This is a genomic window from Marinobacter sp. BSs20148 (assembly GCF_000283275.1).
Lineage (GTDB): Bacteria > Pseudomonadota > Gammaproteobacteria > Pseudomonadales > Oleiphilaceae > Marinobacter > Marinobacter psychrophilus.
On sequence record NC_018268.1, the window covers coordinates 2864383 to 2876751 of the forward strand.

Here is a 12369-nt window from a genome sequence, read left to right on the forward strand (position 1 = left end):
CCACACTCCTTAATTGTTATCGCCAAATAACGTAATTGTTACTGACACGCACCTTACTCCTGTGCACATGACCAACGCGATTATGAACCCGAACCGCAGCAGGGTTCAGTTACCTGCGCCGAACACACCCTGCAAGTTGGTTTTGGGCTCGTCCCAAGTACCAGATACTTTATAACTGGCACTGGTCAGCTTGCTTAACGGATCGCCCAGTATTTTATCCAGTACAAAAAGAGCACCTCCAATTGGCGCTCCTGCCCCCAATAGCAACGCCGCCAAAGGCAAATTCTGAGTTAGCGGCACCACCACGACCAACCGCATGTCCAGGCTCTCAGAAGCCATATCGGTGGTGCCGCTGAGTTTAAAGGCGCCAGAAGGACCCACAATTTGCAGTTCGGGGTTCAGGGTTAGCAGCCCATTAGCAATCTGCGCCTTGCCGGAAAGCGCATCAAACGCTACGCCGCGTTCATACAAATCGGAGAAATCCAACTGCAGCCTACGCCACAGGGTATCGGTGTTCAGCAGGTTGAACACACGAAACAGCTGAGCGCTGTTGTTTTGTTGCAAAATCACACCGTCTTCCAGGGTCATACTGATATCGCCGCTCAGCTGCTTGAGCCCGAACTGGTCCGGGCGACCTGGCCATTCCAGCGCTAGCTCAATATTGGTCGCAAGGTTCTCAAGAGGTACATCCGCACCAAACAACCCACCAAGTTCCGCCAGTTGCCCCCCCGTAACGCTACCTTTAAAACGGCTAACCTGATTTTGCCCTTGCAACAGCCAGTTGAATTCACCCGCCAGCGCCAGGGATTCCAGTTTGCCCTCAATGGACTCGATGCTTACGCCACCAGCCTGGGGGCGCAGCAAGAATGACCATTGCCCCAGTGGCTCGCCGGCCAGGGCGAGCTGAGCTATGCGAACATTCGCGGAAGGCCAGTCTTGGGGCCGCAGTTCGGCCGCAGCGCCTGAGTCAACGCTCGCCGCTGCACTGGGTGCTGGGTCCTGCGAATCGTTACGAGGCAAGTTCAGGTGTTGTAAATCCACCGTCAACTCAGAGCCGTCGTTCGGAACCTCTATGCGCCCGCTGACCAGGTCTGAGTCCAATCGCACTGTCCATTGCTTGTCCAGATCCAGAGCACTGATGTTTATATCACTTAATCGACTGCTACCAAGCTGAAGGTAATCCACACGGGCATCAAACCCGGTGTCCAGTGAACGCACATAGCCATGACCACGATTTTCCCAATTCACTCCAAATGCCACGCCGTCTTTTACTGACGAATCCAGAGTCAGGCGTAAAGGCGCGGTCTCGGTCGTCGCTTTTTCGAGCGACCCTGGCCAGTCTATAGCCAGCCCGCGTAAGTCTGAATACAGTTCCAACTCCGGCGGACTAGCCGCCATAAGAACCAGATCAGCGCTGTAGGTTAACGCTCCACTGATGCCGTAACTGGCGTCAGTGCCTACACCCACTAATTGCCTCAGGGCTTCAGCACCCAACTGGCCACTCTGGGTAACGGTTACCCCGTCCGGTTCGTTACTGGCGAAACCTATGGTGACAGGCTGGCCCTCAAACACGCCCTGCATCGGAGCGCCGCTGAAACCCTGTTTACTGCGATACCGGGCCTGCCCGCGAATCTGCGTCCATTTCAGGCCTGAAGGCAGATGTTGCAAACCAACATCGCTGGCCGCCACCAGGGCATCCACTGAAAATTGCCGGGGCTGATTTAAGGGTAAGCGCAAAGCCAGATTTAAATCTGCACTGCCGGTAAACGAAATCTGACTTAGACCGTCGCCGACAACCTCTCCCAGTGGGCTGTCCTTCATCCACAGGTCAACGGCTTTCGCGGGCACTTGAGCCGCTATGTTAACGCTCACCACGGGGCTTTCGTTATCAGTCACCAGCCGCACGGTGCTCGGCCTAAGTTGCAAGCCACCGCTATTTGCCTGTTCTACACTGACCACCGCCGAGCCGTTATGAACTTCCACCCGGCCGCGGGCGCCGGTCACCGCCGGCCACTTTGAGTCATAGCGCAAAATGGCGTCTTCAAACTGGTACCACATAGCCGACATAAACGACTCCGCTGGCGCCCCAGCGCCAATCTGGCCGTGGCCGTAATAAGCGCCAGAGGAAATCCCGCCGGCCTCAATGGCGGTCGTCAACCATTTATAGAGCTCCGGTGCTACGGCGTACTCTGGCACCAGGTCCGCAATCATTGCAGCGTCACCGTTCTCAATCTGTACCTGCAAACCCAGATTGTCATCGCCGTGCTGATCCAGGCGCAGATCAAAACCACCAATTAACTCGGTCTGCTCACCAAAACCGAGGCGCATGCCTTCAGAAAAAACCCGTATCAGAGCACCGTCAATCTGCCAGGCTACCAGGGCTTTGAAGCGGGGAAACTGCCAGCGTGCCGAAAACAGTTCAGGAAACTCTATTTCTACCGGCTGCTCTGCGGCATAGGTATCCACGTAGCCGCCACGGCGGTCAACGTAAATGTGCCCTTGCACATGGCTGGCAGCCGGCGCGCCGTTGTGTGCGTTAACTTTGACATCGCGCAGCCGGGCGCTGAGCTGAAAATCGGCTGGGTCCGCATGGGGTATGTCCAACCTCACAGCATCCAGAAAGCCTGCGGGTTTGTAGTCGTCCAACGCCGCTCGGGCAAGCTGCGGCAATGCCGCCACAAGCCGGCGCAATGGCCGCAGGGGGAGCGCATCAGCCACGAATCTTAAACCAGCGGATTCAGTACCGGCCTCGGCAGAACTGCTGGGCAGCGTTGTTAGTCGTGCGCTGAATGGCGACACCTGATCGCCGTTCCAACGCCATTGCAACTGCCGCAGGTGCCATTCACCGATGCCGCCGGGCGTTTGCTCGTCGCGGCGCCATCCAAAGCGAGCGCGAATGTCTTCCAGCGGAGCCAGCGACATGGCGCCGACACCCAATTGCAAGTAAGGAGTGCGCAAAGTTCCGTTGACCTGCTCCAACTGGCCGTCACGAAAGCTGAGCCAGGCCTGGCCGCCCACATCAAAGCCTTCTACCCGCATATCACGCCAGCGATAGTCGTCGATCAAACCATCAAAAAGGCGCCCGGAAGCAACGTCTACGTATAGTTGACCGGTGAACTGACCCAACAGAAAGCGCCGGCCTACCAGGCGAAAACTGGCCAATTGCTGATTGGTGCCGGCTTGCATGGCGCGGCCGGAAGCGCGGAAAAGACCGCGCTGATAAAGCAGATCAAGTTGCGGAATGTCCAGTTGACGCAGGTTTCCACTGCTGTCGGTAACGGCTAGCTGAATGCGTGTGATGCGGACAAAAGGTTTTGAAAGCCAGCGTTCGGCCAAAGCGACCAAGCGTTGCAACGAATTGTCGCTAACCTCAATACCGCTGCCGGCAAGGACCACCTGGCCAGCCACTTTCTGGCGCAGGGTCAGATCCAGGCCGTCAGCCTCGAACTTTTCCAGCACCAGGCGCAAACGCAACACCGAGGCCAGAAAATCCACCCGCATTCGCAGATGTCTCAGGTAGGCCAAAGGCTCGTCCAGGCCGGTTTCTGTGACTATCACATCTTTTGCACTGAATTCCGGGTTTAGCCAATACCAGCGCGCTGACAGTTCAGCAATGCTGACTGTGTAGCCCAGCTGTTCCGACAGCTGGGTTTGCAAAGTATCGCGGTACTGGTTCATGTCCGCAGTCAACTGGCGCCCCAAACCGGCATAAAGAGCTAACAGCAGCAACAAAGCCAGCGCCAGCCACCATACCAGCGCAGACAAACTCGCTAACCAGCGCAGCGGCAAGGAATTCGGGGCCGGGGGCGGAGATTCCTGCTTTGACACCGAGCCTTACCCCAAACACCGGTTGCCAGCAGCAAGCTTACAACAGCACAACATCATACTGCTCCTGGCTGTAGAAAGGTTCGACTTGAAAGCGAATGGTTTTGCAGATGAAGGTTTCCAGATCGGCCACATTATCCGACTCTTCATCAACCAACAGGTCAACAACGCTTTGCGACGCCATTACCAGATAGCTTTCGGTGTCATAAGCGCGATTCACCCGCAATATTTCGCGAAAAATTTCATAACACACCGTTTCACCCGTTTTCAAAAAGCCACGGCCGTCGCAGATCGGGCAGGGCTCACATAGCACCTGGCCCAAAGATTCGGTGGTGCGCTTGCGGGTCATTTCCACCAGGCCCAGTTCGGATACCCCGGTAATTTTAGTTTTGGCGTGGTCCCTTTCGAGCATTTTTTCCAGCATGCGGTGCACCTGGCGTTTGTGTTCGGCGTCGTCCATATCGATAAAGTCGATAATAATAATGCCGCCCAGATTACGCAGGCGCAGCTGGCGGCTGATGGCACGAGCCGCTTCCAGGTTGGTTTTAAAAATGGTTTCTTCAAGATTGCGGTGGCCAACAAAGGCCCCGGTATTGATGTCAATCGTGGTCATCGCTTCGGTTTGGTCGATGATCACATAGCCGCCGGATTTTAGCTGCACTTTGCGGCTAAGGGCCTTCTGGATTTCATCTTCTACCGAATACAGATCAAAAATCGGGCGTTCACCCGGGTAATACTCCACTTTGTCAGCAAACTCGCTAACAAACTCGTGCACAAACTCCATCACCCGCTGATGGCTTTCACGGCTGTCGATGCGCACTTTTTCAGTCTGAGGACGAATCAGATCGCGAATGGTGCGAATAAACAGCGGCAGATCCTGATAAATCACCGCTGGCGCCTGAACTTTTTCCATACGCTCGTTGATAGACTGGCCAAGCCGGTGCAAATATTTCATGTCGGCGGTCAGATCATCTGCGCTGGCGGCTTCTGCGGCGGTACGGATGATGTAGCCGCCCTGAATAGCCACGGAGGACGCCTGCTCTGAGGCGGCTCCATCTACAATCGCCTTGAGCCGAGCACGTTCGGTATCGTCTTCGATGCGCTGGGAGATGCCAATGTGATTAACGCCCGGCATAAAAACCAGATAGCGGGAAGGAATTGAAAGCTGGGTGGTCAAGCGTGCGCCTTTGGTGCCAATAGGATCTTTAGTGACCTGCACCACCAGCGACTGACCTTCGCGCAGCAAGGTGCGAATATCTGGCACCACACGGGGGCCGTCGCTGATGTCATCACTACCTGGCTGACTGGTAACCACATCAGACGCGTGAATGAAGGCCGCACGCTCAAGGCCGATATCAACAAACGCGGCTTCCATACCCGGAAGCACCCGCACCACTTTGCCTTTGTAAATGTTGCCGACAATACCTTTGCGGCTGGCGCGTTCGATGTAGGCTTCCTGCAACATCCCGTTTTCAACGAGCGCAACACGGGTTTCTACCGGTGTTACGTTGATCAGAATTTCTTCACTCATGATTGGCGCTCCTTACTGCATGGCCACTGGTTCCACACAGGATAGCCTGCTGTGCTCAGCAATGCCGCGGTTTCCTGAAGCGGTAAACCCACCACCGCACTGTAACTTCCCTGCAATTGTTCAACAAACATGCCGCCAAGGCCCTGAATGCCGTAACTGCCGGCTTTGTCCATGGGCTCACCGGTGGCGACGTAGGCGTTAATTTGTGCCTCCGTTAGAGTGCAAAAACTTACGTTGGTGGTTACCAGACAAGAACGGCAGCCATCCGCGCTTGCCAGCGCTACGGCGGTGAGCACTTGGTGTGTGCGCCCAGACAACGCTGCCAGTGTGGCCCTCGCATCGGCAGCGTCAGCGGGTTTCCCCAAAATAACGCCGTCCACTATCACCGAGGTGTCCGAGCCCAATACCAATGCACCGGCTTGCGCGGCAGCAGCCACGAATAGCGCTTTTTCTCGCGCCATGCGTTCAACATAGTCGGCGGCAGGCTCAGCGGGGCGAGGGGTTTCATCAATAGCGGCAGGACACACATCAAAGAGTGCACCAATTTGCTGCAATAATTCGGCGCGGCGTGGAGAAGCCGAAGCCAGTATCAGTGTCTGCATTGACTGCCTCTTGTGCGGGCCTAGCCCAGTCGGCGATTTATGTTGTCCAACACCAGGCTCAGGAAGGGCCAAACTACCGCGCTGGTCAGCGCCGGCCACAAATACCCGAAACCGGTATTATCTGCCCCCAGAGACTGTTTGATAACGTGCACCACCATCTGATTAATACCCAGCAGCAGAAACACAATGGCGCACTGTTGTGGCAATGGGTACATGCGCAGGCGCTGGTGTACGGTTAGAACCAGAAACGCCACAACCGCCATGGCCATGGCGTTCACACCCAGCGGTGTTGACTCGAGCACATCCAGCAACAGACCCAGAGCGGCAGCGAGGAAAACGCCAAATTGCGCAGGCGCACGCACGGTCCAGTAAAACACCATTAACGCCAGCCATTCGGGGCGAAACTCCAGCCACCCAGAAGGTACCGAAGCAATGCTCAGCGTCAGCGCCAGCAGCACCGACAGAGCAAACACCGGATAGCTAATCACAGACAGCATCAGCGTTTCTCCTGCAAACGATCGTCCGCACTCGTGCCGCTTTTCTCAGGATCAAGCTCATTTTCTAAACGTTTGTTGTCGGAGACTAGAGCTTGAAACACAACCAGCAACATACGGCTCTGATTGAGTTTGGCGGTGGGTGTGGCTTCAATAGTGATAAAAGGTTCGCCAGGTTCCTTGCTGATCCGGCTCACTTTAGCGACTGGATAGCCGCGGGGGAAACGCCCGCCCAAGCCGGAACTCACCAGTAAATCACCTTCACGAATGTTGGCCGTATCCGGAACGTGCACCAGTTCCAGACTGTTAGCTTTACCGGTGCCCAGCAGAATAGCCCGCAGGCCATTGCGCACCACTTCTACCGGCACCGCATGGCTGCTGTCAGATACCAACAAAACGCGAGCGGTTATCTGGCTGACCTGAATCACCTGCCCCATCAGGCCGCCAGCGTCCAGTATCGCCTGACCTTCTTGAACACCGTCGCTGCGGCCTTTATTGATGACCAGTTCATGGGCAAATGGGTCAGGCGAAACGCCCACAACTTCGCTAACTATAACGCGGTCGTCGAGCACTTCAGAGGAATTCATCAGGCGGCGCAGTTCATTATTTTCGGAGGCCAGAGCGGCATATTTCAGAGCACGACGTTCCAGAATTAGCAGCCGCGCCTGCAATTCGTCGTTGTCACGCTTGAGGTCATCTTTGTTGACGAACAGGCTGCTAACCCAATCCGAAAATTGAGTGGGCGCGTTGCCCAGCCAGTAGACCGGTGTCAGCCCCGTGGCCAGCGAACTGCGTACCACTGCCAGCTTGTCAAAGCGGGCATCCGCAACAATCAACCCCAGCGCCAACACCACAATCAACAGCAACCGGAATCCCGGAACCGGCCCCTGCACGAATATGGTTTTAATAACTTGTTCTCCCCACGGGATCAGCTCTCTTGGAAGAACATTCCAATGCCGCCGCGATCAATCACTTCCAGCGCTTTGCCACCACCACGGGCGACACAGGTCAGGGGATCTTCAGCGACGATCACCGGCAGGCCGGTTTCTTCGCTAATCAATTTATCCAGCCCACGCAACAGGGCGCCGCCGCCGGTCAGCACAATGCCGCGTTCGGCAATATCAGATGCCAGTTCCGGTGGCGACTGTTCCAGAGCACTTTTAACGGTCTGGACAATTTGCGCCAAGGACTCTTGCAGAGCATCTAGGATTTCTTCGCTGTTCAGCGTGAACGCCCGCGGCACGCCTTCAGCCAAATTGCGGCCACGCACGTCAATTTCACGAACTTCCAAACCTTCGTAGGCGCAGCCGATTTCATGCTTGATGCGCTCCGCGGTGGATTCACCAATCAGGCTGCCGTAGTTACGACGCACATACGTGACAATAGCTTCATCAAATTTGTCACCGCCTACCCGCACCGAATCGGCATAAACAATACCGTTCAGAGAAATAATGGCAATTTCAGAGGTGCCACCGCCAATATCCACAATCATTGAGCCGCTGGCTTCTTCCACTGGAAGGCCGGCACCGATGGCTGCCGCCATAGGCTCTTCTATCAGGAACACTTCGCGCGCACCCGCACCCATCGCCGACTCGCGAATGGCCTTGCGTTCCACCTGGGTGGATTTGCTCGGCACACACACCAATACCCGAGGGCTGGGAGTAATAAAGCTGTTTTCATGCACTTTGTGAATAAAGTGCTGAAGCATTTTTTCCGTCACCACAAAGTCAGCAATTACGCCATCTTTCATCGGGCGAATGGCGCTTATATTGCCCGGGGTGCGGCCCAGCATTCGCTTGGCTTCGGCGCCAACAGCGGCAACCATTTTCTGCGAATTAGTGGTACGGATAGCTACAACGGAAGGTTCATTTAATACAATGCCGCGACCGCGTACGTAAATAAGAGTGTTTGCGGTGCCCAAATCAATGGACAGATCGCTAGAGAATAATCCTCGGAGTCTTTTAATCAACATTCGTGTAGTTTCAACCTGAGAGTGGCGGCTGCGAAAAGATTCGGCAACTTTAGCAGCGCCCCCACGCACAGGCAAGGCGCAGCCTTCGCAAAAGCAAATGACCTACCCCAGCATGAACGAACCGTCATGCACTTACGGAGCAAAATACCGCTTTGAATGCCTTGTGGTTTGACGAGAGTCAGCAATTAGACATTGATTAGGTTGATAATAGCCGACACCAATGCCGTAATTAGGCGGATCAACCTGCAATAGTAGATGTTTGCTATGAAAGTTCTCTATGCCTCAATTTTATTGATGGTTCTAGCGCTCGCCAGCGGTTTGACCGACTGCAATCCCCTGACTCCAGCCGATGAAGCGCTCAATACGACCCCGGACACTCACCTATCCAGGCAGGTGCGCGAGGAGCGCAGCGACGCCACCTCCGAAGACATGCTGAAGACGCCAGGTCAGTTGAATAGTTTTCAACACAGGTTCTCGAAGACGATCAGACGTCATCTTCAGAAGACCACCGCGCGTCTCCCGCAAAGCCACGAATCTGTTACCATATCGACCTTAATTACTCAGCTCAGACAGAGCGGGTGGAGGTCGATATAAACTCCGCCGTGAAAACGCTGCGGCGCAGTCTGAATATCAAATACGAAAAACCGGAGTCAACGTGACCATTTCCCGCGCAGACATTGAAAAAGTCGCCGTGCTGGCCCGTATCCGTCTTGATGACGAACAGATACCCGCACTGGAAAACGACCTGAGCAACATCCTCAGCCTGGTTGACCAACTCAGCGCCGCCAACACTGACAACGTAGAGCCTCTGGCCCACCCACTGGATGCGGTACAGCGTCTGCGCGCCGACGAAGTTACCGAAAGCAACCAGCGCGATGCCTTCCAGGCCATAGCGCCCGCCACCGAGAGCGGCCTCTATCTTGTACCCCGAGTGATTGAGTGAGCGAAGGAAATCGAGTGATCGGACGAACCACACCATCAGGATTGAACATGCATAAAAAATCCGTAGCAGAGCTTTCCCGCGAACTGGAAAGCGGCAAGATTTCAAGCGTGGAACTGACCCGCGAGTTCCTCGATCGCATCAAAGCAGAAGACGGCCAGTACAACAGCTTTATAACCGTCACCGAAGACCTTGCCATGGCCGATGCCAAAGCCGCTGACGAACAGCGTGCGGCCGGCAACGCCAGCGTCTGGACCGGCGTACCCTTTGCCCATAAAGACATTTTCTGCACCAATGGCGTGGCGACCACCGCCGGGTCGAAAATGCTGGCTAATTTTGTACCGCCCTATGACGCTACGGTCGTGGCCAATTTTCGCGCTGCCGGCGCCGTGTGCCTGGGTAAAACCAATATGGACGAGTTCGCCATGGGCTCGTCTACCGAATCCAGCTTTTTTGGCCCGGTGACCAACCCCTGGGGCTTTAATAAGGGCGAGAAGCGCGTACCCGGTGGCTCTTCAGGTGGCTCTGCAGCGGCTATCGCCGCACGCCTGGTGCCTGCTGCCACAGCCACCGACACCGGCGGCTCCATTCGCCAACCGGCAGCGCTGTGTGGCGTGACCGGTTTGAAACCTACCTATGGCAGGGTGTCTCGCTACGGCATGATCGCTTTCGCCTCTAGCCTGGATCAGGGCGGCACCATGGCGCGCACCGCCGAAGACAACGCGCTGATGCTAAATGTAATGGCCGGGTTTGACCCAAAAGACTCTACATCTGCTAATCGCACCGTGCCGGATTACACCGCAACTCTGAACCAGCCTTTAAAAGGCCTGCGCGTGGGCCTACCGAAAGAGTATTTCTCCGACCAGCTCAATCCCGCCATGGAACAGCAGGTGCGCAACGCGGTAAAGGAATACGAAAAACTGGGCGCCACGGTGAAGGAAGTGTCCCTGCCCCACGCCGAACTGGCCATTGCCGCCTATTACGTCATCGCTCCGGCCGAGGCTTCCGCCAATCTGTCGCGCTTTGACGGCGTGCGTTACGGCTATCGCTGCGACAAGCCGCAGGATCTGAACGACCTATACACCCGCACCCGTGCCGAAGGCTTTGGTAACGAAGTTAAACGCCGCATACTGGTAGGCACTTACGCCCTGTCCGCCGGCTATTTTGACGCCTACTATTTAAAGGCACAGAAAGTACGTCGTCTGATTCAACAGGATTTCATCAACGCGTTTAAAGAAGTGGACGTTCTGATGAGCCCGGTATCACCGTCGCCCGCCTTTGTCCAAGGCGAGAAAACCAGCGACCCGGTGACCATGTACCTGGAAGATATATTCACCATCGCAGTCAATCTTGCGGGCGTTCCGGCGATGTCGGTACCGGCCGGTTTTGTCGACGGTTTACCGGTGGGCCTGCAGATAATCGGCAATTATTTTGAAGAAGCGCGCCTGCTGAACGCAGCCCATCAGTTCCAGCAGGTTACCGGCTGGCACCAGAAATTTCCCCAGTAAGCCTGAATCAGGAGAACCGTAATGCAGTGGGATATTGTGATCGGGCTGGAAATACACGCTCAGCTTGCCACCAAAACCAAGATTTTTTCCGGCTCCAGCACCGCCTTTGGCGCCGAGCCCAACACCCAGGCCAGCGCGGTCGACCTGGCCATGCCCGGTACCTTACCGGTGCCCAACGAACAGGCCTTCCGCTACGCAGTGATGTTTGGCTTGGCGGTGAACGCCGAAATTGGCCGGCGCTCGGTGTTCGACCGCAAAAACTACTTTTACCCGGATTCGCCAAAGGGCTATCAGACCACGCAGCTGGACCACCCTATTGTGGGCTCGGGCTTCGTGGACGTTGATTTAGCCGGCGGCCGCAACAAGCGCGTTCGCATCCACCACGCCCACCTGGAAGAAGATGCCGGCAAATCCCTGCACGAATCTCTTTTTGATGAGCGTGGCCAAGGCATGACAGGTATCGACTTAAACCGTGCCGGCACACCGCTAATCGAAATTGTGACCGAACCGGATATGAACAGCGCCGAAGAAGCCGTCGCTTTCGCCAAAAAGCTGCACAGCCTGGTGTCGTCTCTGGGCATCTGCGATGGCGATATGAGCCAGGGCTCGCTGCGCTTTGACGTGAATATCTCACTCAAGCCCAAAGGCTCTGACACCCTGGGCACCCGCACTGAAACCAAAAACCTGAACTCCTTCCGTTTTATGGAGCAGGCCATCGCCCATGAAGTAGCGCGGCAGATGGACATTCTGGAAGACGGTGGCCGCATCATTCAGGAAACCCGCCTGTACAACGGCGATCGCGACGAATCGCGCTCTATGCGCAGCAAAGAAGAAGCCAACGATTACCGCTACTTCCCCTGCCCTGATCTGCTGCCGGTGGTGATCGATGACGCCTTTATCGAAAGTGCGCGTGTTCTGTTGCCAGAATTGCCCGACGCCCGCAAAGCACGCTTCAAAGAGCAATATAACCTGAACGACTACGACGCCAGTCTGTTGAGCGACGACGCTCGCCTGTCAGCGTTTTTTGAAGACACCGTCAGTCACTGCAAAGACGCCAAGCTGGCCGCAAACTGGGTGTTAGGCGAGTTTTCAGCGCGCCTGAACGCAGATAACGAAACCGTAGCGCGGGCGCCCATCAGCGGCGTCCAACTGGGCCAGCTTGTCGCGCGCATCGCAGACAACACGGTGTCGTCCTCAGGCGCAAAGAAGGTGTTTGAAGCACTGTGGAATGGCGATGGCGGCTCTGAGGGTAATGCGGCTGACGCCATCATAGAAGCTCAAGGCCTAAAACAGGTTTCAGACACCGGCGCTCTGGAAACCATTGTGGATGAAGTACTGGCGGGCATGCCCGAGCAGATTGCCCAGTTTCAGGAAGCCGACGAAAAAAAGCGGAAGAAGCTGATGGGCGGTTTTATGGGGCCGCTAATGAAAGCCTCAAAAGGCCAGGGTAACCCTCGCTTGTTCACCGAAATTCTGCAAAGAAAACTCAACGCCTAA

The 12369-nt window shown here is 55.7% G+C and carries 9 protein-coding genes; 3 read left to right on the forward strand and 6 right to left on the reverse strand.

Features of this window, described 5'->3' with window-relative positions; genetic code table 11:
* Nucleotides 1–105: 105 nt before the first annotated feature.
* The 6 genes from MRBBS_RS13005 to MRBBS_RS13030 form a co-directional block, all read right to left on the reverse strand.
* Nucleotides 106–3765 carry a YhdP family protein gene (locus tag MRBBS_RS13005; RefSeq protein ID WP_227497516.1) on the reverse strand — a complete coding sequence of 1220 codons (3660 nt, stop codon included), beginning with the start codon at nt 3763–3765 and terminating at the stop codon, nt 106–108.
* Nucleotides 3766–3865: 100 nt separating this feature from the next.
* The gene (rng, locus tag MRBBS_RS13010) at nt 3866–5356 is read right to left on the reverse strand and encodes a ribonuclease G (protein ID WP_014871989.1); all 1491 of its coding nucleotides are present in this window, start codon (nt 5354–5356) and stop codon (nt 3866–3868) included.
* A complete protein-coding gene (locus MRBBS_RS13015) occupies nt 5353–5958 on the reverse strand; it encodes a Maf family protein (protein WP_014871990.1) in 606 nt (201 codons plus the stop codon). Before MRBBS_RS13015 ends, rng begins: the two co-directional genes overlap by 4 nt.
* Nucleotides 5959–5978: 20 nt before the next feature.
* Nucleotides 5979–6455, reverse strand: coding sequence for a rod shape-determining protein MreD (gene mreD / locus MRBBS_RS13020; protein ID WP_014871991.1), 477 nt, complete (start codon nt 6453–6455; stop codon nt 5979–5981).
* Complete coding sequence (mreC, locus tag MRBBS_RS13025) at nt 6455–7345, reverse strand: rod shape-determining protein MreC (protein WP_083847060.1); 891 nt, start codon at nt 7343–7345, stop codon at nt 6455–6457. The genes mreD and mreC overlap by 1 nt, the downstream gene beginning before the upstream one ends.
* 35 nt (nt 7346–7380) lie before the next feature.
* Nucleotides 7381–8421 carry a rod shape-determining protein gene (locus MRBBS_RS13030; RefSeq protein WP_041635632.1) on the reverse strand — a complete coding sequence of 347 codons (1041 nt, stop codon included), beginning with the start codon at nt 8419–8421 and terminating at the stop codon, nt 7381–7383.
* 658 nt (nt 8422–9079) lie between these two features.
* On the opposite strand from MRBBS_RS13030, the gene gatC reads away from it, so the two are divergent.
* The 3 genes from gatC to gatB are packed head-to-tail and all read left to right on the forward strand — an operon-like array spanning nt 9080 to nt 12369.
* The gene (gatC, locus tag MRBBS_RS13040; protein WP_014871994.1) at nt 9080–9367 is read left to right on the forward strand and encodes an Asp-tRNA(Asn)/Glu-tRNA(Gln) amidotransferase subunit GatC; all 288 of its coding nucleotides are present in this window, start codon (nt 9080–9082) and stop codon (nt 9365–9367) included.
* Between the two features lie 47 nt (nt 9368–9414).
* Nucleotides 9415–10872: an Asp-tRNA(Asn)/Glu-tRNA(Gln) amidotransferase subunit GatA gene (gene gatA / locus MRBBS_RS13045; protein WP_014871995.1), complete on the forward strand. Its 1458-nt coding sequence runs from the start codon at nt 9415–9417 to the stop codon at nt 10870–10872.
* Nucleotides 10873–10893: 21 nt separating this feature from the next.
* A complete protein-coding gene (gatB, locus tag MRBBS_RS13050) occupies nt 10894–12369 on the forward strand; it encodes an Asp-tRNA(Asn)/Glu-tRNA(Gln) amidotransferase subunit GatB (protein ID WP_014871996.1) in 1476 nt (491 codons plus the stop codon).

Bases quoted from the DNA above. Each gene is read 5' to 3' on its own strand.
- rng (WP_014871989.1), bottom strand. From the start codon at position 5,356: ATGAGTGAAGAAATTCTGATCAACGTAACACCGGTAGAAACCCGTGTT.
- MRBBS_RS13015 (WP_014871990.1), bottom strand. From the start codon at position 5,958: ATGCAGACACTGATACTGGCTTCGGCTTCTCCACGCCGCGCCGAATTA.
- mreD (WP_014871991.1), bottom strand. From the start codon at position 6,455: ATGCTGTCTGTGATTAGCTATCCGGTGTTTGCTCTGTCGGTGCTGCTG.
- gatA (WP_014871995.1), top strand. From the start codon at position 9,415: ATGCATAAAAAATCCGTAGCAGAGCTTTCCCGCGAACTGGAAAGCGGC.
- gatB (WP_014871996.1), top strand. From the start codon at position 10,894: ATGCAGTGGGATATTGTGATCGGGCTGGAAATACACGCTCAGCTTGCC.